This is a genomic window from Belliella buryatensis (assembly GCF_900188245.1).
In the GTDB taxonomy this organism is placed as follows: Bacteria; Bacteroidota; Bacteroidia; order Cytophagales; family Cyclobacteriaceae; genus Belliella; species Belliella buryatensis.
Genome location: NZ_FZOK01000001.1, coordinates 221438 through 246781 on the forward strand (window position 1 = coordinate 221438; position 25344 = coordinate 246781).

Genomic DNA, 25344 nt, shown 5'->3' on the forward strand with positions numbered 1-25344 from the left:
ATAGTTATAAATTGATTAAAAACTTAAAAGTGGCCACTAAATAAGTCTTCCACAAGAAAGAAAGAAAGAAAGAAACAAGTTTTTAGTCAAATATTTTTTACTTAGTTTGAAAACACATCGGGTTGATTTAAAGACCTTTAAAAAAACACGGAGTTCTTTGATATTAATACCTTAAAACCAATATTGACATGTAGTTGAAATAGAAATTAGATTTGGCAGTAATAAAAAGCAGATAATATGATGAAAAATTCCCGCAGTACTTTTAAAGTGCTGAGGGAATTTGACTTTCTACTCCCCTATTCACATTCAGATAAAATCTGCTCCAACTCCTTGTATTTTCTCAAATTAGAGTTATCAAGATCAAAAATTTCATTCGATTTGAATAACCTAGGATAACCCGCTACTTTTTCTTCAAAGAGCCCCAATGTATCAAGGAAAACATTTTTTGAAGCTACACTTTCATATCCAAATTTGATTTTCAGGTTTCGAAGATTAGAAATTTTCGTCAGTACAATAGTAATGCATTCTTTATCAAGCTGTTTTTGTGCAAAATCAAAACCTGCATCAATACATCCTGGGCAGCCACTATAGTGAAAATATAATTGAAATAATGTGTAAATAAGTTTCTTTTGGGCTTAAGATTTACTTCTAATAAAAGAGATCATTTGAGTTAAAAAAATTATACACCAATCTACCTATTTTACCTTATCTTTAGGTAGTAAGCATCAAACAAATCATCATGAAGGTAAAAGTTAAGTTTTTGGGTGGAGCTGGTACAGTGACAGGATCAAGGTATTTACTCGAAATCAATCACCTGAAAGTACTTGTCGACTGTGGATTGTTTCAAGGGCTCAAGGATTATAGAGTGAGAAACTGGGAGGCTTTCCCCATTTCCCCATCTGAAATAGACATGGTCATCTTGACACATGCTCATATTGACCACAGTGGCTACTTACCCAAACTCGTCAAGGAGGGTTTCAAAGGCCCTATCTATGGAACGGAAGCCACTTTGGAACTTATCAAAATCCTCTTACTCGATTCTGCAAAGCTTCAAGAGGAGGAAGCAGCTTATGCTCAGAAAAAAGGCTACTCAAAGCACGAGAAACCTCTGCCCCTCTACACCATCGAGGATGCAGAGAGAGTCTTTCCACTCCTCAAAGGTGCCGATTTCGAAGAAGAGCAGTCTGAGTATCCTGAATTTAACTTTACTTTTTACAATGCAGGCCATATTCTAGGTGCTGCTATCGTCAAATTGAAAGTAAATGGTGCACAGCAAGTCAAAAAAATCGTTTTCTCGGGAGATTTGGGAAGGTATCATGATCCTATTCTGAATCCACCTGCAAGACTTCCATTTGCAGACATACTATTTTTAGAATCAACTTATGGAGACCGAGTTTCCAAAATCAAAAACCCTGAAGAAGAATTGGGTAGGGCAATTCGAGAGGCCTATCGAAGAGGTGGGGTGGCATTGATACCAGCATTTGCTGTGGGTAGAACTCAGATGATGCTCTACTACTTGCACCGCTTGCAGCAGAAAGGGAAAATTCCAGATATCCCCATCTATGTAGATAGCCCCATGGCGATAGATGTCACCAAGCTTTATAAGGCTTTTGGGGAATGTCACAGGTTGCAGCCACTATTCGAAGAAGATCAATGTAATCCATTCCAACATAAAAATCTACACTATTACCAAAGCCAAGAAGCCTCCATATCGCTCAACGCCGTAAGAGGTGATGCCATCATCATCTCAGCTAGCGGTATGGCTACTGGAGGAAGAATCATGCACCATCTTTACAATAGATTGCCAAATGAGCAGGATTCGGTCATATTCGTCGGGTATCAAGCGGAAGGCACCAGAGGGAGAAAACTGATCGATGGTGACACTAGTGTTCGTATGTATGGCTTAGACGTTCCCGTTAAAGCAAATATTTCCTACATCGAAGGGCTTTCTGCTCATGCTGATCAGGAAGAATTGATCGACTGGGTGGAAGGGTTTACCAGTAAGCCCAAAGTCACATTCTTAGTCCATGGAGAAGATGAAGCCAGGATCGCCCTACAACGAAAACTAAAGGAAGAGCTAGATTGGGATGCCACCATTCCTGAATATCTGGAGAGTTTTGAACTTTTTGATGGGATTTGAGGGAAAGATTGGAAGATTGGGGTTTTAAAGTTGGAAAGTTAGAAGGTTTGAAGGTTGGAAAGTTGGAATGTTGGACGGGCTTGTCCTGAGAATCGGGATTGAAAGTGGGATTCAAGTGCCTATTAGTCGGACTATCTTCAACTATCCGCTATCATCCGCCCAATCAGCGTCATCTGTGTTCCATCTACCAGCTAATATTTGATTGATTTCCAAAATTCCCGATACAGCAATTTCTTGTATCTTGCATCTCTCGTCTTGAATCTCCTTCTTGAAAAAGCATAGTTTTTAACTTAAATTTACTCCATGAATGATAATCCTAAAAAAGAAACTCAAATCAACAACCCTCTCCATGGTGTAAGATTAATTGACATGCTAGAATATCTAGTCAATCACTACGGCTGGAATAGTCTTGGTGCAAAAATCAATATCAATAGCTTCAACAACAATCCATCGATCAATTCAAGTTTGAAGTTTCTCCGCAAAACTGACTGGGCAAGAAAGAAAGTAGAAGACTTATACATCAGAACCAAGGAAAGAGTGGGCTAAAAAAATATATTTTTAAAAAATGAATTTTAATCTATTCATCTAATTTTTATTATGGCTTTTTACTTAAGAAAGGGATTTAACTTTGGCCCAATCAGGATAAATCTATCAAAAAGTGGCCTTGGCGTATCTGCCGGAGTCAAAGGTGCGCGTCTAGGCGTAAACTCAAGGGGGCAAAGTTATGTACATGGTGGAAGGCATGGGTTGTATTATCGTAAAAATCTTTCTTCCTTCAACCCATCTCCCGGTGGAACAGGAAATTCTATTGGCCGTAGGGCTTTGGAAGAATCCGAGATTTTCACCGATACGGGCCTGACTTATCTACCCAAAAGTATGGGGAAACCTGATTTTTCCTTACCTCCCTTATTTCAAAAAGTAGGGAACTCAAAACTCGTGATTGGTTTTATGTTGATTTTCATCGCCTTATTTGTGGGAGCTATAGAGGCAAAAATCATACTTGGAATCATGGGTGCAGCTATGATCTTCTGGAATCAAAAAAATAAAAAGATCTCTAAGAACTTCCACCAATCAGCAGCCAACCTGCTACAACTGGAGCCAAGTGATCAGACAGCAGCCAATTGGGATCATTATACTGAGAAAATAGCTCTCAAAGACCAAGAGCGTCTTGCCCTTCATTGTGTAGTCAACTGGCTGGAAAAACAGATTCAGGAAGGTGAAATCATCCCAATTCATAACATTCAAAATTTTCTTAAAGTTGAGCCCAAAACACTTGAAGGTCTGATTCTCTTGCTCTACAAAGATGCGGTCGAGTCTGTGCTTGCAGACCATCAGTTGAGTGAGGAGGAAGAATCGCTTATTTCGGACATAGAAGTCAAGTGGAACATTGCGACTCCTGTGGTTCAGGAAGAAAAAAAGCTGATTGCGGCTTTCAAAAGGTTAAGGGAAATCCAATTCGAAGAGTTAAAGCCACTCGATAAGGCTGATAGTGATCAATTGCTGTATTTCGAGGCAGAAGGTCGCCTACTCAATCTCCGTGTCTTGGATACTTGGCAACAAAACCGTGTGAGATACAAAAACATGGGCTATAAACTCGAAATGGAAGGTAGACTCAGTATATCGGAACAATCCTTTGGAATTACTGCTGGTAGGGATTCCCGATTTTATCGCATTAGAGAGGTTGAGGATATCTACTTATCTTCTGAAAATGGCGTAATAGAAATTTTTCTACAAAACAGAAAGTCCCCCGTCATCATCAGCAGCCCAAGACTTTTTGAATTTTCCGCGATCTTACAAAAAATTGTAGATCAATAATTAGAGCTAAAAATTCTCAGTTAATTACTTTGATTAGAAAGCTTCACCAAAAGTCAAGTAAATTCGAAAATCTTCACCTGGAGCATGTGCCAAATCAAGCCGAAGATTCAGTTTTTCTCTTTTGCTCAATTGGAATCTTCCTCCGATTCCGTAAGTCAATTTGCTTTGATTGAATTGGAAAGAATTCTCCTTAGAAAACACATTCCCTACTCCACTAAAAACAACCGCGCCCCAGCGTGATAGAAACTTATACCTGTATTCGGCCTGTAAAAGCGCGAGGTTTTGATCTCTAAACTTCCCTTCAAATAAACCTCTCAAAAGTCGATTACCTCCTACTAATGGCAAGGCAAAAAAAGGTGTCTCCCCAACGAGAACTTCTGAATAGGCATTCCAAACAAAGACTGATTTTGAATTGATAGCATGAACACTTCGGAAATCCATCAACCAACGACTGTAATGAAAATCACTTCCCAAAGCCCGATTAAATGTTTGAAAACTTGCTTCGCCAAATATTCCACGCGTTGGGTATAGCTGACTATCTCTAGAATCATAATAAGCCATTGGTCCAAAACCACTGATGCGACCACCTTCTGATCCTAAGAAGTTACCATTTGCCAATAGTCCATTTTCTTCAACAGTTGTAATATTAAATTCATCAAAATGATACCTCAGTCCCAGATAAAAATGCGCTCTAACTTTCCTCAGGTAATCAAATCTTAATCTTGGCAAGGCAGCATCATACTGCTCTCGATCGCTTTCTTGAACTTGATTGCCTAGTCCATAGAAAAAAAACACATACCGGTACCAGCCTATTTCTCCTGCGAATAAATTTTTATTTTCCTCTGTAAATACCCGCCAACTACTGTAAGCAAGAAACTGATCTAAAAGCGTGTAAGCTGTCCCAACTACCAATTGGCTTTCGTAAGTCTCTAAAGCTGGATTTCCTAATTTAAAATTCCCTACTGCTCCAGCACCAAAAGACCAAGAGGTCTCAGGGGTATAATAAACAAGTGGTAAAACAGAAATAACTGGTTTGACGGCAATAGAATCTTGCTGACCTTTCGCTTGCATCATCATCATGAAAGTCAAAATTCCCAAAAAAATGTTTTTTACCATGCTACAATGTACGGGTTTAGATAATTCATCAGATTCATTTGCTCTATTGCTGTAAGCAAAAAAAGCAACAACTAAAATTAGAATTATATAAACCATATACAAATTACGAAAACAGAAAGGATTACAGATTTTGAATCGAAAGAGAATTTCAAAACACAGGGAACAAACCAAAAGCACCGTCAATATAACTTCAAATCCTTAACTTGTATTTCTATTGATCAATTTACATCTTTGATCATCTATTTTTATACACTTGCTGCCATATTTGGAGCATCTAAATAAAGGATTTCAATAAATATATGAACCATAATAAATTAACATTGAAGGGAAAAGTCGTAGTCATCACAGGAGGTTATGGTGTACTGTGCCAAGCTATGGCCAAAACTCTTGCAAATGAAGGAGCCAAAGTCGCCATTCTAGGAAGAAATCTCGAAAAAGCTCAATCATTAGCCAAAGAACTTCAACAACTAGGAACTGAGGCGCTTGGTGTCAAAGCAGATGTACTTGATCAGGAGGAGTTAGAAAAGGTCAATCAAGAAATCAAGAATCACTTAGGACCTTGTGACATTTTAATCAATGGTGCTGGGGGCAATCATCCTGATGGAATTACAGATAAACCTTTTATGGAAAGTGGGGATCTGGATCATGCCGATATCAAAACTTTTTTTGATTTAGACAGCCTTGGTTTCAAATCCGTCTTCGAACTCAACTTGTTGGGGACACTGCTTCCCACACAAGTATTTGCTCGGGATATGATTGGAAGATCTGACTGTACCATCATAAATATAGCCTCAATTGCTTCTCTCAAGCCACTTACAAAAGTATCTGCTTATAGTAGTGCCAAAGCTGCCATCTATAATTTTACTCAATGGCTGGCTGTACATTTTTCAAAGACAGGTATTCGTGTCAATGCGATCGCACCAGGATTCTTTCTAGCAGATCAAAATAGGGCTTTATTGACCAACGATGACGGAACGCTGACGGCAAGAGGTCAACAAATCATCAATCAGACACCTATGGGAAGATTTGGCCAACCTGAAGACCTTACCTCTACTTTGCTTTGGCTATTGGATCCAAAATCTGCTTTCATTACAGGATTAATAGTTCCAGTTGATGGGGGTTTTTCTGCTTATGCTGGTGTTTAATAGAAATCTTATATGATTATCTGCAATTATACCAGTATCGGAGTAATTCAAAGATTATCATTCGGCAATCTTCGACTACACTAGGGCCAAGAATCAACAACTCGCAGGTCGTGTCCTAAACCAAAGAAGTCCTAATATCGATAAAATCAGCATCGATCATACAGCAGTCAATTCTGAGTTAGAAGGACAAAACATTGGATTGAACCATTATAGGAAGTGGTAAGTTTTGCCAAAGCAAAAAACTTAAAAATCATCCTACTTTGTTCTTTTGCAAAGGTTGTATTTGCAAAATCCTCTGTTCTTCGTAATGTCTTGTTTAATAAAAAAAGTGCAGTGGACTATGTCCACTGCACTACAAAAAAATATGGTTTAAGATTTTGGGTTATGGGATTTGTCTTTGCATTCCTCTGCCTGTTTTAGATGTTTCCTTAGTGTAGGAAGCATTTAAGAAGCCCAGTTTCTTATTTTTGGATCTTCAGAGTCAGTAGAAGCTTTTTCAAAGAGTTTAACTGCATCTTTATGATCATCGACCATCATAGTGCTATACGCCTTTTCAAATTCAGCTCCTGTTTTTTCATTCAACTTTTCATAAGCTTTCTTTGAATCATCTGTTAAAGTATTTGGAATAGATACAGATTTCCCCAAAGCTAAGGTCTTAAGCTCTGCATGAGACTTTGAATAATCTGTCTCCATTGTCTTACCCAGTTCTTTGACGTGAGAAGTGTTGCCCTTCTGCTGAGCTAGTTTACCTAGGCTAATTCTTTCCATTTGCAATTCTGCAGCTTTCATCAAGAACTTGGCATCATCATCATTTTCTATGACGAGTATTGTAGTATCTCTTGATGTAAGTTTAGCTGTATTTTCAGTCTTTGCTACTTTCATAGAATCATTTGCTTTATTCTCTGAGCAAGCAGTAGTTAGAAATATTGGTCCTACGAAGCACAAACTGTACATCAGGATTGTGTTATAGTTGATTAAATTTTTCATGATTTTTATGGTTAATATTTTAGAGATTCGTGACAATCTTGAGAACTATAGTCAAATGAAGGAGAGCACTCTTATATAAATCTGCTAATCCTATGGCATCAATTGACCTAACTATTTTCAAGATATTATTCTTGTATTTTTTCAATTCAGTTTAGTAGAGGGTTTTTCAGACCCTTTACTCGATAATCATTTCCTAATAATGGATTTCTTGTCCACGATTATTCTTCCAATTATCTTCTAAATATTTGGCGTCTTCTTCATTTCTTGGGGTTACCGAAATCACCACATTACCTTCTTTGATCCCTGATTCATATAGCTCAGCTCTAGCTTCCGGTATTCCAGAACCTACTAATGCACCAATCACTCCACCAGCCAAGCCTCCTGCTCCTGCACCAGCCAGACCTGCTGCTATAGGGCCAGCAATTAAAATTCCAAGACCAGGTATGACTACACTAGTTCCTATAGCCGCTATCACACCAGCGATTGCGCCTAAAGTACCACCTATGGCAGATCCCTTACCAGCATGCTCTGCTGCTTTAGTACCTATCTCCGTTTTATCGGCAGATTCTTCGTTGTAATGATTTTCTCTAGTCTCCTTAGACATGATCAAGTTGATTTCTTCCTGGCTATAACCTCTTTCTTGGAGGGCATTAAAAGCATTTTCAGTACTTTCACGGTCAGCGAACATTCCAGTAAGCACTCTTTCTTCTCTAGGCCCATTTCTCAGCGCTTGATCTTCAATATTTGGGTTTTTCATAATTAAGTTGGTTTAGATTAATTTATAAATTTGAATGTGTACTTAATTTTTAACTGCATTGACCTAACAACATGTAGATGATGATAAAAATCAGAATTGTACCAAAGCATCCACCCCCCAATTTCTGGGCACCATATCCTGCAAAGAGTCCTCTAAAAAGCTTATTCATTTTCGATATATTGTTTCGATGGAAATGAATTGGTAATGCCTTTTATGTTTGGCTGCATCACAACTAGGCTATATTTTGGATTCAAAGGTTTATGATTTAGGTTTTTCATAGTGTTGTGTTTAATCACTCATGTCAAATTCATACTTGCTCTTCGTGCTTAGAAAATCTTTCACTTGTGCTATCCCAACAAAGGTGAAAAGGAAATTTGGAGAAAGTCTTGCATAATTATGTGAAAAAATTGCATCATTGATTAAAAGTAGGCATCTATACTTCAGAATTCGCCAAAAAAAATTCGAAATAAAATGAAAAGACCTTTACTTGTAATCTATAGTAGACAATTTAGATAATTATCCGCAATGTTACTGGTTATGTGAAAAGAGGCGTTAAAATTTACGGATATCCGTCAAGAGACGATAGTCAACCGAACTAGAAAACGTACATCCAACAATCTATTGTTTGGCTAGATGCAAGAAAGCGGATACATCTAAAAATAAATCCTTAACAATATAGCAATACACAACCATCAACCAATAAGTTTAATCCAAATGAAAGCAATAGTATATTCCAAATATGGGCCTCCTGACGTAGCCAAGTTGATGGAAGTTCCAAAACCCAAACCCAAGGACAATGAAATATTGATGAAAGTATTTGCTTCTACTGTAAATCGAACTGATGCAGGTTTTCGCAGTGCCGAGTATTTTGTGTCAAGATTTTTTTCTGGATTGTTTCGTCCTAAATATCAAATATTAGGTTGTGAGTTTTCAGGCATTGTTGAAGAAACTGGCAAGGATGTTACAACCTTCAAAAAAGGTGATCATGTTTTTTGAGAGAGCTTTTTGAAGAAGGACATTACATACCTGTAATCGACAGGCAATATGACATGGAGCAAATAGTAGAGGCTTATGAATATGTTGAAACTGGCCAAAAGACAGGTAATGTTGTATTAAAAATAGCAGATTGGAGTTGATTGAATAGAATTATTGAATTGTGAGACCTTAAAGGAATGAAGGGAAATAATAAAAATTAAATATGTCTAGACAGATAACTTGCTTCCTATTTGCATTGATGCTACCCATTAGCTTAACTATTGCCCAACCGGGCAAGCAGAGATACAATTATGCTGAAGGCTCAGTTACCCTGAAGAATGGAAAAGTCATTGCCGGTGACGTTGCCAATGTAAAACATGGATTCAGGGATCAATTCCTGGAAAGCGTAAGGGTAAAACCAGGTGGAAAAGGTCCAGCCAAAAAATATAAACCTCATAAAATCTCTGGTTATACCATGGGGGAGCGTCAATTTGTAAGTTGGCGAGTAAAAAGGAACAATGCTTTATTCAAAGAAATGTATGCAATTGATGCTGGTAGGAATTACAAAATTTTTGAGATACAGTTAGCAGGGCAATTAAGCATTTATCTTGATTACTTTGTTGATGATGATTTACAGATTCATACAGCTCCATTTTTCTTGAAGGAGAATGATTTTGTGATGGTACGTGCTACTCAAGGAATGTTTGGTTTAAAGCGGCAATTATTATCAGCGTATTTTCAGGATTGCCCCCCATTAGTCAAGTTGATTCAAGAAAAGCGTATCAATACAGTAGAAGAGGTTGCGAGATATTATAATCATTATCACGAGCAATGGGCAGGCGGTCTTGAAAATTATTCATTTCGGGAAAATATTGGTGTTACAACCGTTATAGTGGAGTTGGACACAATAGACGAATACATAGACTATTTTACCACAACCTATCCAACAGCCTTGGAAAAGTTAAAGGAAATTTCAGAGGGCTAAATTTTTGTAAAAAAAAGCAACCATTAACTTAGATTCCATAATCAATCAAATGTTAGTACCTGGAAACACTGTTGAAGAAATTTTAAGCAATATTCCATCAGATAGGGCTCCTTATTTCTATAGGCTACACCAAGTTATTGTTGCTAATCTACCAGATGGTTTTGAGGTGGCCGTTAGTTATGGTGGGTTGGGTTATGTGGTTCCTCATTCAATCTATCCATCAGGCTATCATTGCAAACCTAGTGAACCTTTACCTTTTGCAGGAATTGCTTCGCAAAAGCATTCCATCAATTTTTATCATATGGGGATTTATTCAGATCCGAGTATTTTGAAGTGGTTTCTTGAAGCCTATCCAAAATATAGCTCCAGAAAGTTAGATATGGGCAAGAGTTGTATCCGTTTCAAAAAATTTGAAGAAATACCATTTGAGCTTATCGGAGCCTTGATGGCAAAAGTGAGTGTAAAAGAATGGATAGCGGTATATGAAGCTAATATCAAAAGATAGCCAACCCGCATGATGAATATTGCTATTCTTACTTTAGGAGCTCGTGGAGATTTGCAACCTTTGGCAGTACTCTGAAAAGCATTAAAAAGCAAAGGAAGAGGGAAGGCAATTGAATATTGAGGTAAAGTAGGAAAACCTCAAAAGAAAAAAAGGCGCCTTTTGAGCGCCTTTTGTCTGTTTCAAAATTATCCAATTGTGTCTGAATCGGTGCTTAGGACCTCTTCTTGGATTTGAACCTCTTCTGTGGTTGGAGTTTCTTCCAATTGTTCAGTTTGTTCAGGTTCTACTACCGCATCTTCAGTAGCTTTGTTGCCACAAGATGTTGCTACAGCCATTCCAGCCACCAACATCAAAGCAAAGATTTGTTTCATTTTTTTGTTGTTTTTAAGTCCTCGCCGGACATGAAAATAATGATCAAATCTTAAGCCAGAAATTTTAGCGACAAGAAATCAGAAAGAAGGTTAAGATAAACTTTTTTTGTGTTAAGTTCCATACAAAACTATTGATCCAATCAAGAGTTAAGCTAGGTAGTATATGGAAAAGAACTAAAAACTCTCTCTAATGATCCAAACAGACAATTTTGAGAAAGTAGAAATAACTACACAAGAAGAATTGAGAAATTGGTTGGTGCAAAATCATCAGCAAAAAGAGAGTGTATGGCTAGTAACATTTAAAAAATCAATCCCAGAAAAATACCTTTCCACCTCTCAGGTCTTAGACGAACTCTTGTGTTTTGGATGGATTGATGGAATCAGAAGGAAGTTGGATGAACACAGAACCATGCAGCTTATATCACCAAGAAAAGTAGAGCATTGGGCCAAGACCTACAAAGACTGAGCTGCTAAGTTGATTGAAGTAGGAAAAATGCAGGAGGCCGGATTTCGGTCTATTGAGCTGTCCAAGCAAAATGGACTTTGGGACTTCATGGATGATGTGGACAAGCTTTTCTTCCCAGAGGACTTACAAGAAGCTTTGAATAACAAGCCCAGAGCGAAGGAATTTTTCTATGCCATCAATGATTCGAGTAAGCGCTTCGTACTTCGATGGATCAAATTAGCCAAAACTGAAAAGACGAGAAAAGCAAGAATAGAGCAGATAGCTGAGCTTTCAGCCAAAGGTGAAAAGTTAAACGGAAGTTGAAATTTTTTAACATCTATCAAATATGAGTTTGGGAGCCTAAAAGACCTTTAGTTGAAAGGTTTCCATAAAGGCGATTACCTGTCTCGAATACTCTGATTTCCCAGTAGCTCTATTTATTATTACACTCCAATTTGACTTATTCCACAATAATTTTGTAGAAATTTCTACTCTCTGATTATCATCTGTAATCCTTGAATAAATATACCATTTAAGCATGCATGCTTTTGGTACGAAAAGGTTTACGATAAAATAGGACTGTGAATGTTGATTCTAACATAATGACTCAATTTTAAAGTTTAAGATAGGATTTGGTGAGTCATTCGTCAATGATACACTTCAATCAAACATGTTAATTTTCAATATTTCAAACCCATTCTAGGGAGTGATTTTATTTTCAAAAATTACTCACCGAATCATGCATTTCAAATTTGATATTATTTGAAAATCTTGATCAAAAAGCCTTTAAAACACAAAAAACCTACATCTATCCGATGTAGGTTTTTGTGTTTTTAAAATTGTAAAACTTGCTTTTAAAGCTCAAATAAAGCGTCTTTGGCTATTTTTTGATCCTAAAGCGGTGAGTGAATCTTTTTTAAATCTATAACTAATTGATCTTAAAAGATTTAAACACTGTTTTTGCAGAGGAGGAGGGATTCGAACCCCCGGTACCTCGCGGTACAACGGTTTTCAAGACCGCCGCAATCGACCACTCTGCCACTCCTCTATTGTTTCTAGGATGATGGAAGATAAATCTGCCAAATCCTTTAATGTATCTAGATTGATGGCAGATAAATCTGCCACTCCTCTATTATTTCCGCAATACATCTTTATGTCTTACGGTTTGCAAAGGTAGCTCTAATCCTTAATTTTCCAAACAGACAATCCCTAAAAAATCACAGCTATAATTAATGTCCTGATTTTCTGACAGAAATTTTTCCAAAAAGAAAAACCCAAGACCTGAATCTTGGGTTTTTGGGGATCAAGCCGAACTGCTTACGGGTTATTAAGCAATCTCTCTATGCGCTTCCTTTTTCAAAGAATTCCAGTATAGGTAAATAAAACCCATCTGAGGTACCAAAAAGAATAGCGCTTTTACCATCAATGACGCAGAAGCACTCTTTACTTCTACTCCAAATGTGCTTCCTACTGTAAGAAATACTACCACAGCTAGAAGTGCAAATGCATTTGCCAAAATCAATTTCGTTGTGTTCTTCATATGATTATAATTTGTTAAGGTTTTACATTTTTTGAGCATGAATTTCAGCCTCTTTCAAGCGATTTTAAGCTAATTCATACCCTAAGATTGCACTTTATTTTTTATTTCCAAACTCTCTAAAGCACTGTGATACAGTTTGAAAACTATAAACAAACTATAATTATAGACATATAATTTTTACATAAAAAAGTAAATGATTATCACTTGGAATAATTTGTATTTCACCACAAATTCTTGATTGATTCATGCTCGAAAAAAAAATTAAAAAATTTTCATTTTTTTTTCAGCGTGCCTAAAAAAGTGCCGTATTTTTCTCGAAAATATAAGATGATGATCATTTTTCGACTTATCAAAATAGTAATGATCCCTAATTTAAAAAACTTTTTAGTTTATTTGAAATTTTATTCTGATGATCCATTTTTTAATCTGTAATTTCTAATCATATTTGAACCAACTAACCCCTTATGATGAAAAGTAAAGTTTATTCAATTTTTGCTGCTTCGATACTACTTCTCGGCAGCTGTGCATCTGGAAAGTTTAAGACCAATGGAACAGATCCAAGTGCCATCTCTGAGCTGAGTATTTTAGAACCTGTATCTTTCATCCATGGAATCAATAAAGGTAATCAATCAGAACTGAGTGACAGTCTATCCTTTTATTCACAAGTACTTTGGGTGGATGTCATCAAACAGAACCAATATCGCTTACCTAAGATTTCTAAACTCAATATCGATGATGCACACGAGTCCTCGATTATAGCGCAGCAAACTGTCGAGTTTTTAGATATGCTAGCTGTCAGTAAAAATATTCAAGATATACCTGTTCCACCAATGGTCATAGCAGCATTAGATGCTGAGCAGAGCAGATTTGGATTACTTAGCGCTCATAGTGGTTTCACAAGAAGAAAGGGTAACTATACAGGGCAGATTCTCAAATCAATTGGAATAGGTGTATTGACCATGGGTATGTACTACCCTGTTCCATCCAAGTCAAATTCCACCTTATTCATAGCGATAGTGGACAATCAGACTTCGCAGCCAATTTTCTTCAAAAGCTCCACCCTTATGGATAAAGAACCTCTAGATCCCAAGGTCCTAAATAAACAATTAGACAAACTGTTCAAAGGATACTTCTGGTAAAATCAGCCAAGTCTTTCTTTAAGTGCCTGTACGTAATTTGCCTTTGCGACTTCCGATGTAAATAAAAACAAATAAGGTTCTATCAATTCTAATTCCATCAATAGAAACTCCTCTCCTCTCCATACCCCATCCACTCTGGCGTATAATGTATCTTTGGCAAAAGTATCAACCAAAGGCTTCAAATAAGCAAGTTGCTCCGAAGTCGGCTGCACAAGAGCAATTTGCCCACCGAAGAAATGTTGTACTCTGAAGTCTCCTTCTTTGGCGATCTTTAGAACTGCATGGGAAAAACCTCCATTGAAAAATAAATAGGAATATTCCCCCACCTTGACAATCTCTTCCACAAAAGGCTGAATCATAAAATCCTCATCTTTCAAAAGCAAGCCTACTTCCTCTTCCCATCGATCCCAAGTTGAGATAGACAGCTTCAAAGTATGCTTAGAACCACCACTGATTACTGGCTTCATAATTAAATGAGCTGTGTCAAAGGTCTCAAAACAGGCTCTAACCTCTTCGGCGGCTGTACCCTTACTCAAAAACTCGGTAGGTACAATGGGAAAACCTTTTTCCTCCAATTCTTGGAGGTACCGCTTATCTGAATTCCAGATAACTGTCTCAATACTATTCAATACGGGTATGCCTAACGTTCTGATATGATCACACCATTTTAAGAATTCCTCATAGCGATCAAAATAATCCCAAGGAGATTTCAAAAGTATCTTATTGTACTTTTCCCAATTTACCATTGGATCAGACCAAACCTGAAAATCAAAATCATAGCCCTCGCTAGTTAATATTTCTTTCAATAATTCATCTTCATCAGCTACGGTACTTGCCGCGTAGGAACCCCTTGCTTCATAGGTAATTACAGCAATTTTACTCATTTTATATGTATCAAAACTTAATTGTGAAATTGAAATTAGATCATTTTATCAAAAATTCATTACTAAAACCATGATTAACTTCTATTTTTGAAGCTTGCATTATGAAAAAAGAAAAACTCGTCATCATCCCAACTTACAATGAACTTGAAAACATTCGAGACATGATACAGACCGTCATGGATCTTGAGGGTGATTTTGAACTATTGATTATCGATGACAATTCCCCTGATGGTACAGCTAAGGTTGTAAAAGACCTTGCTACAAAATTCCCTGAAAGACTTCACCTGATTCAGCGATCCGGGAAGTTGGGACTTGGTACAGCTTACATTGAAGGGTTCAAATATGCGCTCAATCAGGGTTATTCATATATTTTTGAAATGGATGCTGATTTTTCTCACGATCCCAAGGATTTGATCAGACTTTACAAGGCATGTGCTGAAGAAGATAATGATATGGCCATTGGCTCTAGATACATCACTGGAGTCAATGTAGTCAATTGGCCAATGGGAAGGGTGTTGATGTCTTTTTTTGCTAGTAAATATGTTCAGTTCATTACCGGCATCCCAATCAAGGATACCACAGCAGGATTCAAGTGCTATACCGCTCGTGTACTTCGTGCCATGGACTTGGACAAGATCAAGTTTATAGGCTATGCTTTCCAGATCGAAATGAAATTCACTGCATGGAAGCTTGGCTTCAAAATCGTAGAAGTCCCGATCATCTTCACAGACAGAACTAGAGGTACTTCCAAAATGAGTTCTGGAATTTTCAAAGAAGCAATTTTTGGGGTGATCTACATGAAGATCAAAAGTATCTTCAAATCCTACCAATCCATCAATCGAATCTGATTGCTTTGATGGGTTTGATATTGCTGATAAGCATCGCTGGTATAAAAAGCACCAAAGTAGTAACCACCAATACTACCACATTGAGCATGATGAATACTGGCCAATTCCAATCTATGGGAACAAAGCTCATGTAGTAGTTTTCTGGATCCAAGGGAATTAACCTAAACTGATCCTGCAGCCAACCAAACACCAATCCTATTCCATTACCTATCAACATCCCTCTCCCGATGATTCTTATCCCATTCCAAACAAACACCTTCCTGATTTGTCTATTCTGAGCTCCTACTGCTTTTAGAATTCCAATCATCTGTGTACGCTCCATGATCAAAATAAATAAGATGGAGACCATGTTGAAAGCCGCTACGAATAAGATCAAACCTAGAAACACATAGACATTATTGTTCAAGAGCTGTAGCCAATCAAATATTTCTAGGTATTTATCAGTAACCTTGACCAAGCGTAGGTCAAAATCCATAAAGTCATATAGCCCCTCTGCATAATAATTTATTTTCTTGGGATCATCTACAAAGATTTCGAATCCACCAACTTGGTCATCTGACCAGCCACTTAGATTCCGAATGGTCTGAATATCCCCTATGAGGATTTTATCATCAAAATTTTCCAGAAATGTCTCGTAAATCCCCACAATTTCCAACCTTCTAAATCTCGGAGGCTCCTGCACATAATACATGGTCACTCGTTCCCCCACATCTAGGAGCAATTTATTGGCTATCTTTTTGCTGATGACCACCTCATTGCTGGCAGCGGAATCAGAAAACTGAATGAAACGTCCTTTGATGATAGATGGCTTAAAAGACAGCGAGTCAAAATCAGGCCCTACGCCCTTCATCAAGACCCCTTCTACTTCTTCGTCGCCTTTAAGCAATCCTGGCTTATGAGCAAAAACTTGTACATGACGAATAAAATCTAAAGAACCATAATTTTGGAAAAAATCTGAATTCATCGACACAGGGACTTCTTCAAATGCATTTCCTGAAACGAACTTCAGACCTTGATAATGACCTGTAAATGAAAAAACCTTATTCGAAATTTCATTCTGAAATCCACCAAGAATCATAAATGAAATCATGGTGATCGCTAGCCCTATCGCTACACTCGCTACTGCTATGCGATGTATCGTCCCGGTAAATCCACCTGTACGCTTAAAACTGATTCTTTTGGCAATGAAATAAGAAAGGTTCAATGAAGTTTCTTTAATTTGTTAGAAATCTAGCGCAAAATAACATGAAGCAAATGAAAATCTTATTCCTTCTTAGTTTTTTACTTCATAGTATGGCTTTTTGTAAAAATCCACAAACCAATACCGAGCTTCAAGATAGCCTCTCCCCAACAGAAATCCTACCCGCAGCTGATAGACCAGAAGCATACCTTCCCTTACTAGAAGGCAAAAGAGTTGGTTTGGTAGTCAACCAAACGAGTATCTTGACCACCAAGCAAAATATCCATTTGGTAGACTTTCTGATGATGGAAGGAATTGAGGTCAAAAGGGTATTTGTTCCTGAGCATGGATTCAGGGGGGATGCAGATGCAGGAGAAGCCGTGGGCAATGAAATCGATCAGCGCACAGGTTTGTCCCTTGTCTCCCTCTATGGGAATAACAAAAAGCCATCTCCAACATCGCTCAAAGACTTAGATATCATCGTGTATGACCTTCAAGATGTGGGCTTGAGATTCTATACCTACATCAGCACCATGCATTATGTCATGGAAAGTGCGGCGGAAAATAATATCCCCATGCTGATCCTTGACCGACCAAATCCAAATGGAGACTACATAGACGGACCTGTTTTGAAAAAGGGATTCGAAAGTTTCGTAGGTATGCACCCCATTCCCGTAGTCCATGGACTTACTGTGGCTGAGCTTGCCCAGATGATCAATGGGGAGGGCTGGTTAAAAAACAACGTCAAAACAGAGCTAGAAATAGTTAAAATTGAAAATTGGTCAAGAGACATGGCTTACAGCCTTCCCGTAAAGCCATCTCCTAACCTACCCAATGACTTATCCATCCGATTATATCCATCACTTTGTTTCTTTGAAGGCACAGATATCTCCGTAGGCAGAGGCACTTACTTCCCATTTCAAGTATTTGGCTATCCAGATCAGAAATATGGGGAATACACCTTCAAACCTGTCAGCATAGCTGGCATGTCCAAAAATCCACCTCACCAAGACAAAACATGCTATGGCAGAGACCTGAGAAATGAACCCTTGACACATCAATTCACCCTAGCATATTTACTAGAAGCCTATCAGATCAGCGGCAAGAAGGATAAGTTTTTCAACAGTTTCTTTGACAAACTCGCCGGTACAGACCAACTCCGAAAAGACATAATTGCAGGAAAATCAGAGGCTGACATCAGAGCTTCATGGCAAGCTGATTTGGAAAAGTTTAGAGAAGAGAGTCAGGTTTATTTGATTTATTGAGTGATTGAGTTAAAGAATTGAAAAGGGTTAGATCTAAAATAAACAATTCCCAATACATCTTAATAAGTTGCTATATTTAGAAACTTTTTCTATTTTTGAACGTTCACAACAATCAGACAATCAATGAAATACTTTGAGACTGTCTTTCTTAAAGAAGCTGAAGATTTTGTAGCTACGCTTGATGTAAAAACCATCAAGAAAGTGCTATACAATATCGACATCGCCGAACAAACTAAAGACCCTAAACTTCTAAAAAAACTTGAGCGAGAAATTTGGGAATTCAGAACAAAGTATTTGGGCTTACAAATTCGATTGCTTGCTTTTTGGGACAAAGATGGTAGCGAAGAAACATTGGTATTGGCAACTCATGGTTTTGTAAAAAAATCTGAAAAGGTTCCTAAAAAAGAAATAGATAAAGCTATTACAATTAGAACAGGATATTTTGAACAAAAGAAAAAAAACAAATAAAAAACTTCTGAAAAAATGAAAAAGACAACATTGGCCGAGATGAAAGATCTATACATCGGAAAAGAAGGAACACCCGAAAGAGACTCCTACGAGTACGAATTGAAAATGGAAATTTTAGGTAGAATGATCAAGTCAGCTAGAATTGAAAGAAAAATGACACAAGAAGAATTAGGCAAACTAATTGGGGTTCAAAAGTCTCAAATTTCTAAACTGGAAAGCAGTGCTAATAGTGCAACAATAGACACTATTATGAAAGTTTTCAGGGCATTGAAAGCAGAAATAAACTTCAATGTGAAAATAGAAGACAACTTTGTTAAATTAACCTAATAAGTAGAAGCTGCATTTAACCAAGATTTTATAGCCCGTAGCAACCCCTATCAATTAATCAATTACTCATTCTTCCTCCTACTCTTCTCCCGCCAAACCTTATCCATAGGCAATAGCAGGATTGGTAATAGTAGCAAGTCTGCCAAAAGCGCGAAAAACAAAGCCAAACTGATCAACAAGCCTGCATAAAAGGTCACACCAAATTCACTCAAAGTCAAAATGGCAAACCCTGACACCAAAATGATGGTCGTCAAAATAATCGCTTTTCCTGTTTCCATGTAAGTTCTTTTCAGGGCATAAAGCAATCGCTTTCCTTTACCCAATTCATTGTAAAGCTTGGTCATGAAGTGTATGCTGTCATCCACCGCTATCCCAAATGCCACTGTAAAAATCACCGCTGTGGTCAGCTTCAATTCAATATCCAAAAGCCACATCACACCACACATCCAAAGCAATGGTAGTACATTAGGAATCAAAACCATCAGGGAAATCCGCCAAGACCGAAACAAAAATCCAGCTATGATCCCCACCAAAATAATTGCCACTCCTAGTCCTCTAGCCATCTGAGTAGAAATGGTTTCATGACTTTTATCAATCAAATTGGATGTTCCTGTGAGTTGGATCTTCAAGATCTCAGGGTCAACCTCTTGTTTGACAAAAGTCTCTAAGTCCCTCTTGATCTCAAAACTCCGATGACTTCCCATATCTGCTGTTCGCGTCGAAAGCCTCCCAATTCGCTTAGTCGAATCTGATAATTTAAAATTTGATTGTAGTAGTGCTTGATCAAGGTAAGGTTGAATCCGCTGATACTGCCCCCTAGATGGTAAATCATAAGCTTTCGGATTACCACCATTTTGAGCTTGATTCAGCGCTTTGACCAATGACAATGGAGAAATGATTACGCCAGACTCATAGTGCTCATTCACAAAATGTTCTACTTTATCTAGCACTCTTAGAAATTCCAAATCGAAGACATCTTCGACTTCCTCACCCGCTTCCAAGAAGATCTCTAGCGGCTTAGATCCGCCAAACTCCCGATCAAAGAACTCAAACTCTTGCACTAACTCGTGGTCTCTAGGTAAATTATCCAGCAGATAACCATTGATCTTCAGATCACTTAATGCAAAGATTGAAAACATGGTAAGGATGGAAAACCCACTCAAAACCAACTTCCTATTTCCCCAAGTCCATCGCAACGCATCTCCCAAATAAACCCTCCAAAACTCCTTGAATCGATCATTTTCAGCAGCTTTTAACGGACTAAACAAATGTAACAAGCCAGGGGTAATCAATAGGACAGCCAAAAACATGACCATAACTCCCAATGCGGTATAAATCCCAAATTGCTTCAGACTCACTGCACTCGTAAAATACAAAGTCGAAAACCCTAAAGCAGTAGTAAAGCAAGTCAGAAAGACTGCAAGAAATAATTCCTTAAAGGTCAAAGCGATTGCTTTGGACTTCTCTACCCCATTTCTCAAATATTTTAAATAGTAGCTCAGCAAGTGAACCAAAGCGCTTAAGCCTATCACCAGCAGGATGGTAGGTTGCATGACAGACATCACATCCAAAGCCTTTCCCGTCAAAAGAATCAGTGCAATCGTCCAGCCAATTCCCACACTCAGTACGATGACAGGCAGCAAGACTCCCCACCAAGAGCGAAAAATGAGGAAAAGAAGCAATAAAATCAGCACAAATGAAATTGCCAAGAAAAACCCAAACTCTGCTTGCAGCAAGTCGACAAATTCTCCCTGCGCCTTGATCTTGCCTGCTGTAAAAAAAAGGGGGATTCCCGAGTCTGATAGGATTTCCTTAATTGCTAAATTGAGCGCATCGCCTTCTTCTTTACTAATCAGCTGCTTATTACTGACCATCAGTAGCAGGTAATCCCCATCTTGACTGATAAGATTTCCAGCATACTGTGGATGACTGAGCAACCTTTTCTTGGATTGCTCCAATTTCTGATCAGAAGACCAATCCAAGGCATTTCTATAGCTCACACCCAAAGCTCCAATGATAGGCTCCTCTAATTCCAAAAGAGAAAAGACTGCTTCCACCAAATCTAAAGCTTGGATTTTGTCTTGGATAGCAAGGGCTTCATCTAAAAATTCTTGGTCAAAAACACCCCTTTCTTGCCCCAGCGCGATCAGCAAGTAATCATTGTCATTCCCAAATGTTGTTCGGAACTCTTGATAAAAACGTAGCTCTTCATCATCCTGTGGAAAAAACTGCTCAAAATCATAGTCAAATTTGACCTGAGGTTGGAGAATTACAAAAAGTACGGAGATCAAAGCTGCCAGACCTAAACCTAGCATTGATTTTTTTCTATCAAACATATTTTCAACTGAATACAAGTTTCAAAGATATAAACCATCAAAACGTCTTTCTGATTATTTATAATCTTTTTATCTTGGCAAATTGTATGAGGTAAATTGAAATTTATGAAGCAGTATCACGATTTGATGAGACATATCTTGGACAATGGTGTCCAAAAAGGGGACAGAACTGGCACAGGAACTTTGAGTGTATTTGGCTATCAGATGCGATTCAATTTGCAGGATGGCTTTCCACTAGTCACCACCAAAAAATGTCACCTAAGGTCTATCATCATCGAACTGCTTTGGTTTCTCAAAGGAGACTCCAATATCAAATACCTTAATGACAATAAGGTAAGTATTTGGGATGAATGGGCAGATGAAAATGGTGATCTAGGCCCTGTTTATGGCTACCAATGGAGACATTGGCCTGATAGCAAAGGAGGAGAAATCGATCAGATCAAGAATCTTATTCACCAAATCAAGACCAAACCAGATAGTAGAAGGCATATCGTCAGCGCTTGGAATGTTGCGGATGTGGACAATATGGCCTTACCTCCTTGTCATACTATTTTCCAATTTTATGTAGCGGATGGCAAACTCTCTTGCCAGCTTTATCAGAGAAGTGCTGATGTGTTTTTGGGTGTACCCTTCAATATTGCTTCTTACGCCTTGTTTACGATGATGATTGCCCAGGTTTGTGATTTAGAGTTGGGCGATTTCATTCACACTTTTGGTGATGCACATCTTTACAGCAATCATTTGGAGCAAGCAAACTTGCAACTATCAAGAGATTGTAGACCACTTCCTACGATGAAGATCAATCCTGAAGTAAAGGATATCTTTGATTTTAAGTTTGAGGATTTCGAATTGGTAGGTTACGACCCACACCCACATATCAAAGCAGCAGTTGCAGTCTAATCAAGTTATAAAAATTTTATAAGTGCTTTATTGAGCATTAAGGAAATGCTTTTATCATTAGCAATTAGTTCTGCTTATGCTAATATTTATTGATATCTAGGATCAATCAATATCGAATTAGGCTATATCACCTATTTAAAAAGTCAGTTTAAAGGTTTCTCTTTACATATTTTTTAGGTAAGGATCAACAACCACTCAATTCAAACAGTTGCTCTATCATTCTCAATCGCTCCTGACCTAGCATTTTTCCTTCTATCATGCGCAAATAGCTAATTCCCGTGACATTGCTGGTAAAAACTGTATCGGCTTCATACAAATCCTCTATTCTATAAAAACCTTCATGAAGGGTAATACCCTGTTTCAACAGGTATGCTTTAATCACACTTCTTCCCACTCCAGCAATACATCCTGTGGCAAGTGAGGGGGTGAAAAACTCTCCTGTTTTGACCCAAAAAAGGTTGGATGATCCTCCTTCTGACAAATAACTTCCTTGACTCAACAGCAGCACTTCATCCATTCCCAATTGAGCACGGTCCCTATTGGCTAGTACGTATGGAAGTGCATTGATCGTTTTGCAATGGCTCCAAGGGCTATGGGAAAGGTATATTTCTGGATGAACGAAGGCTGAGTTTTTGAACGAGGGTGCAGGGGTAAATGGCTGTATTTGCAAGATTTCATGAATTTCATCTGTCAAAGGCGTATACTTCCCTTCCCCTTTTCTAAAGATTGTCAACCTTATCCGTTTAGGATTTTCATCTCCAAAATTCAATCTGAGCAACCTCTCAAGTTCTTCTATGGTACTCAAGCCTGTGACCTCCAAACCTAGTATCTTACAGCCATCTAGTAATCTTGCTTTGTGAAATTCTGAAAATCTAATTTTACCTTGATCAAAGATCATGGTTTCAAATAAGCCATCTCCAAAAAGAAGCCCTCTATTGAAGGATTCCGGTTCAGCCGCTACCCAATTAGAAAAATTGATTTTCTTCCGAAAAACTGTCTCACCAGCGTTCATCTTTTTGTTCGTTATCGTACAAATTCAAATAATGTTTTCTTCTCTATCCGTTAAAATTAATTAAATAATCAAAAATTAATGCCATCTATCAGGAATAAAGGACAATTTCACAAATGCCATAAATAATAGTCTTATTTTAGCACAAAAATTGAAAAACTAAGGAAACATGAGTGGCAAAAGCAGTGTATTTGACATGATCGGGCCAGTGATGATCGGGCCTTCCTCTTCCCATACAGCGGGGGTAGTGAGGATCGCTAGGGCAGCGATAAGAGTTCTTGGGGCTAAACCAGACAAGGCCGAAATCACCTTTTACAATTCCTTTGCAAGAACTTATGAAGGACATGGAAGTGATAAGGCGATTATTGGAGGGTTAATGGACTTCAAAACGGATGATCCAAAAATCAAGCAAGCCTTCGAAATAGCCAAAGAACAGGGCTTAGAATATAAGTTCAAGTCAGTTGGCAATGCTTCAGTCTATCATCCAAACACCATCAAGCTGAACATTAGCAAGGGGGAGCAAAAAGTGGAAGTCATAGGAGAAAGTCTCGGTGGTGGATTGATTAATATCGCCTTTGTAGATGGTTTCAATGCAGATTTTACTGCTCAATCCCATACGCTGATCATCAAGGCACAGGATATTTCGGGCGCTATTGCATTTATATCTAGTGTAATCGCTCAGGAAAAAGCCAACATCGCTACCATGTCCGTATCAAGAAAGGGTAAAAATGATGAAGCATGCCACGTGATAGAAATGGACTCTGGCATCCAAGCCATTACAATAGAATATCTTCGCAGCATCCCATGGATCAAACAAATTATATATATACCAGATATTGACTTATAAAAAATGATAAACAAGTACAAAATTTTAAGCTTCATCGCAGCAGTTTCCCTATTTTCTGAAATTACATTTGCTCAAAATGCAGATATCACAAGACTAGATCTAGCAACTTGCATAGAAATAGCCTTAGAAAATAACCTGACACTCAAAAGAAGCGAAACAAACCTTGCTCTGAGCGAAGCAGCGCTTTTACAAAGTCAAGGTCAGAGAATACCTTCAATTTCAGCTGGAGGAAGTACTGGCTATAGATGGGGTAGATCGATCAACCCTGTTACCAACCTCTTTGAAACCAATAGAATTGGTAATATTAACGTCTCTGCAAATTCAAATGTGACGCTTTTCGCCGGTAGACAGATTACTAATTCTATCAATCAAGCTAAAACTGATATCCAAGTCAACCAACTCAATGTCAAGGCTACTGAGAATAATATCAGCTTGAATGTGATTAACTTATTTATCAATGTAATCTTTTCAAAAGAGCAATTGAATATTGCAAAAACACAGTTAAAAACGACCCAAGAACAATTAGAAGTGACTAGTAAGCGAGTGGAGGCAGGCGCCTTACCTTTTGCAAGTAAATTGGACTTGGAAGCACAAAATGCAACCAATGAACTAGAGGTCATTAATGCGGAAAATAACCTAAGAATCGCAAAGCTTAATCTTTTACAAGCGATGCAGCTTCCTTTTGTAGAAGAGATGGATGTAGTTGCGCCTGATTTGGATCCCAATCAGATTGCTATGATCAGCCAAGATGTAGATGAAATATTTCAAGTTTCAGCAGAAATTCTTCCTCAGATCAAAGCTGCTGAGCTTTCTGTACTGAGTGCTGAGTATGGAGTCAGGGCTGCAAGAGGTGCTTTTCTCCCTACATTAGGAGCTAGTGCCAACTTGTTTTCAAACTATATTGACCGAACAGTTCCTGGATTTGACAGACCTTCATTTATTACACAAATAGAAAATAACCTGTCTCAAGCAGCTAACTTACAATTGAGTATCCCGATCTTTTCTAATTTCAGAAATAAATCTGGATTACAAAGAGCCAAGTTACAAATGAGATTGAGTGAAATCAATGAATTTGAAACCCGAAACCAATTGAGACAGGATATTGAATCAGCTTACACCACAGCTAATGCTGCAAGACTTTCATACAGGGCATCACAGACTAGAGTTGCTTCCTTGGAAGAAGCTTTCAGGATTGCACAACAGAGATTTGATGCTGGTGCAATCAACTCAGTAGAATATCAAGTGGCACAAAATAACCTATTCAATGCGCAAGCAGATTTAATCAATTCAAAATACAATTATATTTTCAGAGTTAAGGTCTTGGATTTTTACCTAGGAAATCCACTTAGTTTATAATCAA

At 38.0% G+C, this 25344-nt stretch carries 27 protein-coding genes and 1 tRNA gene; 18 read left to right on the plus strand and 10 right to left on the minus strand.

All coding sequences use genetic code 11. The features are described 5' to 3' along the window. The first annotated feature begins 739 nt into the window (after positions 1-739). From CHB66_RS00930 to CHB66_RS00940, 3 genes are all read left to right on the plus strand, one after another. Positions 740-2140 (plus strand): MBL fold metallo-hydrolase RNA specificity domain-containing protein, encoded by a 1401-nt coding sequence (locus CHB66_RS00930; protein ID WP_089237034.1) that lies wholly within the window; start codon positions 740-742, stop codon positions 2138-2140. 303 nt (positions 2141-2443) lie between these two features. Next, positions 2444-2686: a VF530 family protein gene (locus CHB66_RS00935; protein ID WP_089237036.1), complete on the plus strand. Its 243-nt coding sequence runs from the start codon at positions 2444-2446 to the stop codon at positions 2684-2686. Positions 2687-2737: 51 nt separating this feature from the next. Beyond that, positions 2738-3955, plus strand: coding sequence for a DUF4236 domain-containing protein (locus tag CHB66_RS00940; protein WP_089237038.1), 1218 nt, complete (start codon positions 2738-2740; stop codon positions 3953-3955). Positions 3956-3988: 33 nt separating this feature from the next. Here CHB66_RS00940 and CHB66_RS00945 read toward each other — a convergent pair whose 3' ends face one another. Further along, positions 3989-5071 carry a BamA/TamA family outer membrane protein gene (locus CHB66_RS00945; protein WP_170932399.1) on the minus strand — a complete coding sequence of 361 codons (1083 nt, stop codon included), beginning with the start codon at positions 5069-5071 and terminating at the stop codon, positions 3989-3991. A gap of 299 nt (positions 5072-5370) precedes the next feature. Between CHB66_RS00945 and CHB66_RS00950 the strand changes: the two genes are divergently transcribed. Continuing rightward, positions 5371-6216 (plus strand): SDR family oxidoreductase, encoded by an 846-nt coding sequence (locus CHB66_RS00950; RefSeq protein ID WP_089237042.1) that lies wholly within the window; start codon positions 5371-5373, stop codon positions 6214-6216. 444 nt (positions 6217-6660) lie between these two features. Here CHB66_RS00950 and CHB66_RS00955 read toward each other — a convergent pair whose 3' ends face one another. Together CHB66_RS00955 and CHB66_RS00960 are read right to left on the minus strand one after the other, a co-directional pair. Then, positions 6661-7203 (minus strand): DUF4142 domain-containing protein, encoded by a 543-nt coding sequence (locus tag CHB66_RS00955; protein ID WP_089237044.1) that lies wholly within the window; start codon positions 7201-7203, stop codon positions 6661-6663. Between the two features lie 193 nt (positions 7204-7396). Continuing rightward, a complete protein-coding gene (locus CHB66_RS00960; RefSeq protein ID WP_089237046.1) occupies positions 7397-7960 on the minus strand; it encodes a hypothetical protein in 564 nt (187 codons plus the stop codon). Positions 7961-8674: 714 nt separating this feature from the next. Between CHB66_RS00960 and CHB66_RS00965 the strand changes: the two genes are divergently transcribed. The 4 genes from CHB66_RS00965 to CHB66_RS00980 all read left to right on the plus strand — a co-directional run bounded on the left by CHB66_RS00965 (position 8675) and on the right by CHB66_RS00980 (position 10425). Next, complete coding sequence (locus CHB66_RS00965; RefSeq protein WP_089237048.1) at positions 8675-8956, plus strand: alcohol dehydrogenase catalytic domain-containing protein; 282 nt, start codon at positions 8675-8677, stop codon at positions 8954-8956. Next, positions 8953-9096 carry a zinc-binding dehydrogenase gene (locus CHB66_RS00970; protein WP_089237050.1) on the plus strand — a complete coding sequence of 48 codons (144 nt, stop codon included), beginning with the start codon at positions 8953-8955 and terminating at the stop codon, positions 9094-9096. The genes CHB66_RS00965 and CHB66_RS00970 overlap by 4 nt, the downstream gene beginning before the upstream one ends. Before the next feature lie 62 nt (positions 9097-9158). After that, complete coding sequence (locus CHB66_RS00975; RefSeq protein WP_141107347.1) at positions 9159-9920, plus strand: hypothetical protein; 762 nt, start codon at positions 9159-9161, stop codon at positions 9918-9920. Between the two features lie 49 nt (positions 9921-9969). Beyond that, on the plus strand, positions 9970-10425 hold the full coding sequence (locus CHB66_RS00980; protein ID WP_089237054.1) for a DUF1801 domain-containing protein: 456 nt from the start codon (positions 9970-9972) through the stop codon (positions 10423-10425). A 185-nt stretch (positions 10426-10610) separates the two neighbouring features. Here CHB66_RS00980 and CHB66_RS00985 read toward each other — a convergent pair whose 3' ends face one another. Next, positions 10611-10796 (minus strand): hypothetical protein, encoded by a 186-nt coding sequence (locus tag CHB66_RS00985; protein ID WP_076502184.1) that lies wholly within the window; start codon positions 10794-10796, stop codon positions 10611-10613. Positions 10797-10986: 190 nt separating this feature from the next. Between CHB66_RS00985 and CHB66_RS17080 the strand changes: the two genes are divergently transcribed. Both CHB66_RS17080 and CHB66_RS17085 read left to right on the plus strand, forming a co-directional pair. Further along, positions 10987-11262, plus strand: a complete 276-nt coding sequence (locus tag CHB66_RS17080; protein WP_212668429.1) for a YdeI/OmpD-associated family protein — start codon at positions 10987-10989, stop codon at positions 11260-11262. Between the two features lie 9 nt (positions 11263-11271). Then, a complete protein-coding gene (locus CHB66_RS17085) occupies positions 11272-11565 on the plus strand; it encodes a YdeI/OmpD-associated family protein (protein ID WP_212668430.1) in 294 nt (97 codons plus the stop codon). Positions 11566-12204: 639 nt separating this feature from the next. On the opposite strand, the gene CHB66_RS01000 is transcribed toward CHB66_RS17085, so the two are convergent. Together CHB66_RS01000 and CHB66_RS01005 are read right to left on the minus strand one after the other, a co-directional pair. Next, positions 12205-12289: transfer RNA gene (locus tag CHB66_RS01000), tRNA-Ser, on the minus strand. A 279-nt stretch (positions 12290-12568) separates the two neighbouring features. After that, the gene (locus CHB66_RS01005) at positions 12569-12781 is read right to left on the minus strand and encodes a hypothetical protein (protein ID WP_076502404.1); all 213 of its coding nucleotides are present in this window, start codon (positions 12779-12781) and stop codon (positions 12569-12571) included. Positions 12782-13245: 464 nt separating this feature from the next. Between CHB66_RS01005 and CHB66_RS01010 the strand changes: the two genes are divergently transcribed. Then, a complete protein-coding gene (locus CHB66_RS01010; RefSeq protein ID WP_141107348.1) occupies positions 13246-13920 on the plus strand; it encodes a hypothetical protein in 675 nt (224 codons plus the stop codon). 2 nt (positions 13921-13922) lie between these two features. Here the strand turns inward: CHB66_RS01010 and CHB66_RS01015 are convergent, their stop codons facing one another. After that, positions 13923-14804, minus strand: coding sequence for an ATP-grasp domain-containing protein (locus CHB66_RS01015; RefSeq protein ID WP_089237060.1), 882 nt, complete (start codon positions 14802-14804; stop codon positions 13923-13925). Between the two features lie 101 nt (positions 14805-14905). Between CHB66_RS01015 and CHB66_RS01020 the strand changes: the two genes are divergently transcribed. Further along, positions 14906-15652: a polyprenol monophosphomannose synthase gene (locus CHB66_RS01020; RefSeq protein ID WP_089237062.1), complete on the plus strand. Its 747-nt coding sequence runs from the start codon at positions 14906-14908 to the stop codon at positions 15650-15652. Here CHB66_RS01020 and CHB66_RS01025 read toward each other — a convergent pair. Then, the gene (locus tag CHB66_RS01025) at positions 15639-16856 is read right to left on the minus strand and encodes an ABC transporter permease (RefSeq protein WP_089237064.1); all 1218 of its coding nucleotides are present in this window, start codon (positions 16854-16856) and stop codon (positions 15639-15641) included. The two genes, CHB66_RS01020 and CHB66_RS01025, sit on opposite strands and share 14 nt — an antisense overlap. 41 nt (positions 16857-16897) lie before the next feature. Here CHB66_RS01025 and CHB66_RS01030 point away from each other — a divergent pair, with 41 nt between their 5' ends. The 3 genes from CHB66_RS01030 to CHB66_RS01040 all read left to right on the plus strand — a co-directional run bounded on the left by CHB66_RS01030 (position 16898) and on the right by CHB66_RS01040 (position 18892). Beyond that, entirely contained in the window at positions 16898-18097 is a 1200-nt protein-coding gene (locus CHB66_RS01030; RefSeq protein ID WP_089237066.1) for an exo-beta-N-acetylmuramidase NamZ family protein, read from the plus strand. A 123-nt stretch (positions 18098-18220) separates the two neighbouring features. Continuing rightward, positions 18221-18565, plus strand: coding sequence for a type II toxin-antitoxin system RelE/ParE family toxin (locus CHB66_RS01035; RefSeq protein WP_089237068.1), 345 nt, complete (start codon positions 18221-18223; stop codon positions 18563-18565). Between the two features lie 15 nt (positions 18566-18580). Further along, a complete protein-coding gene (locus CHB66_RS01040) occupies positions 18581-18892 on the plus strand; it encodes a helix-turn-helix domain-containing protein (RefSeq protein ID WP_089237070.1) in 312 nt (103 codons plus the stop codon). Between the two features lie 62 nt (positions 18893-18954). Here CHB66_RS01040 and CHB66_RS01045 read toward each other — a convergent pair whose 3' ends face one another. After that, complete coding sequence (locus CHB66_RS01045; protein WP_089237072.1) at positions 18955-21228, minus strand: efflux RND transporter permease subunit; 2274 nt, start codon at positions 21226-21228, stop codon at positions 18955-18957. A 105-nt stretch (positions 21229-21333) separates the two neighbouring features. On the opposite strand from CHB66_RS01045, the gene CHB66_RS01050 reads away from it, so the two are divergent. Beyond that, a complete protein-coding gene (locus CHB66_RS01050; protein WP_089237074.1) occupies positions 21334-22128 on the plus strand; it encodes a thymidylate synthase in 795 nt (264 codons plus the stop codon). 184 nt (positions 22129-22312) lie between these two features. On the opposite strand, the gene CHB66_RS01055 is transcribed toward CHB66_RS01050, so the two are convergent. Further along, positions 22313-23140 carry an aminotransferase class IV gene (locus CHB66_RS01055; protein WP_089237076.1) on the minus strand — a complete coding sequence of 276 codons (828 nt, stop codon included), beginning with the start codon at positions 23138-23140 and terminating at the stop codon, positions 22313-22315. Between the two features lie 166 nt (positions 23141-23306). On the opposite strand from CHB66_RS01055, the gene sdaAB reads away from it, so the two are divergent. Both sdaAB and CHB66_RS01065 read left to right on the plus strand, forming a co-directional pair. Then, entirely contained in the window at positions 23307-23984 is a 678-nt protein-coding gene (gene sdaAB / locus CHB66_RS01060; RefSeq protein WP_089237078.1) for an L-serine ammonia-lyase, iron-sulfur-dependent subunit beta, read from the plus strand. A gap of 3 nt (positions 23985-23987) precedes the next feature. Further along, positions 23988-25340 carry a TolC family protein gene (locus CHB66_RS01065; RefSeq protein WP_089237080.1) on the plus strand — a complete coding sequence of 451 codons (1353 nt, stop codon included), beginning with the start codon at positions 23988-23990 and terminating at the stop codon, positions 25338-25340. Positions 25341-25344 lie beyond the last annotated feature (4 nt).

Bases quoted from the DNA above. Each gene is read 5' to 3' on its own strand.
- CHB66_RS00930 (WP_089237034.1), top strand. From the start codon at position 740: ATGAAGGTAAAAGTTAAGTTTTTGGGTGGAGCTGGTACAGTGACAGGA.
- CHB66_RS00935 (WP_089237036.1), top strand. From the start codon at position 2,444: ATGAATGATAATCCTAAAAAAGAAACTCAAATCAACAACCCTCTCCAT.
- CHB66_RS00940 (WP_089237038.1), top strand. From the start codon at position 2,738: ATGGCTTTTTACTTAAGAAAGGGATTTAACTTTGGCCCAATCAGGATA.
- CHB66_RS00945 (WP_170932399.1), bottom strand. From the start codon at position 5,071: ATGGTAAAAAACATTTTTTTGGGAATTTTGACTTTCATGATGATGATG.
- CHB66_RS00950 (WP_089237042.1), top strand. From the start codon at position 5,371: ATGAACCATAATAAATTAACATTGAAGGGAAAAGTCGTAGTCATCACA.
- CHB66_RS00955 (WP_089237044.1), bottom strand. From the start codon at position 7,203: ATGAAAAATTTAATCAACTATAACACAATCCTGATGTACAGTTTGTGC.
- CHB66_RS00960 (WP_089237046.1), bottom strand. From the start codon at position 7,960: ATGAAAAACCCAAATATTGAAGATCAAGCGCTGAGAAATGGGCCTAGA.
- CHB66_RS00965 (WP_089237048.1), top strand. From the start codon at position 8,675: ATGAAAGCAATAGTATATTCCAAATATGGGCCTCCTGACGTAGCCAAG.
- CHB66_RS00975 (WP_141107347.1), top strand. From the start codon at position 9,159: ATGTCTAGACAGATAACTTGCTTCCTATTTGCATTGATGCTACCCATT.
- CHB66_RS00980 (WP_089237054.1), top strand. From the start codon at position 9,970: ATGTTAGTACCTGGAAACACTGTTGAAGAAATTTTAAGCAATATTCCA.
- CHB66_RS00985 (WP_076502184.1), bottom strand. From the start codon at position 10,796: ATGAAACAAATCTTTGCTTTGATGTTGGTGGCTGGAATGGCTGTAGCA.
- CHB66_RS17080 (WP_212668429.1), top strand. From the start codon at position 10,987: ATGATCCAAACAGACAATTTTGAGAAAGTAGAAATAACTACACAAGAA.
- CHB66_RS01005 (WP_076502404.1), bottom strand. From the start codon at position 12,781: ATGAAGAACACAACGAAATTGATTTTGGCAAATGCATTTGCACTTCTA.
- CHB66_RS01010 (WP_141107348.1), top strand. From the start codon at position 13,246: ATGATGAAAAGTAAAGTTTATTCAATTTTTGCTGCTTCGATACTACTT.
- CHB66_RS01015 (WP_089237060.1), bottom strand. From the start codon at position 14,804: ATGAGTAAAATTGCTGTAATTACCTATGAAGCAAGGGGTTCCTACGCG.
- CHB66_RS01020 (WP_089237062.1), top strand. From the start codon at position 14,906: ATGAAAAAAGAAAAACTCGTCATCATCCCAACTTACAATGAACTTGAA.
- CHB66_RS01030 (WP_089237066.1), top strand. From the start codon at position 16,898: ATGAAGCAAATGAAAATCTTATTCCTTCTTAGTTTTTTACTTCATAGT.
- CHB66_RS01035 (WP_089237068.1), top strand. From the start codon at position 18,221: ATGAAATACTTTGAGACTGTCTTTCTTAAAGAAGCTGAAGATTTTGTA.
- CHB66_RS01040 (WP_089237070.1), top strand. From the start codon at position 18,581: ATGAAAAAGACAACATTGGCCGAGATGAAAGATCTATACATCGGAAAA.
- CHB66_RS01045 (WP_089237072.1), bottom strand. From the start codon at position 21,228: ATGTTTGATAGAAAAAAATCAATGCTAGGTTTAGGTCTGGCAGCTTTG.
- CHB66_RS01050 (WP_089237074.1), top strand. From the start codon at position 21,334: ATGAAGCAGTATCACGATTTGATGAGACATATCTTGGACAATGGTGTC.
- CHB66_RS01055 (WP_089237076.1), bottom strand. From the start codon at position 23,140: ATGAACGCTGGTGAGACAGTTTTTCGGAAGAAAATCAATTTTTCTAAT.
- sdaAB (WP_089237078.1), top strand. From the start codon at position 23,307: ATGAGTGGCAAAAGCAGTGTATTTGACATGATCGGGCCAGTGATGATC.
- CHB66_RS01065 (WP_089237080.1), top strand. From the start codon at position 23,988: ATGATAAACAAGTACAAAATTTTAAGCTTCATCGCAGCAGTTTCCCTA.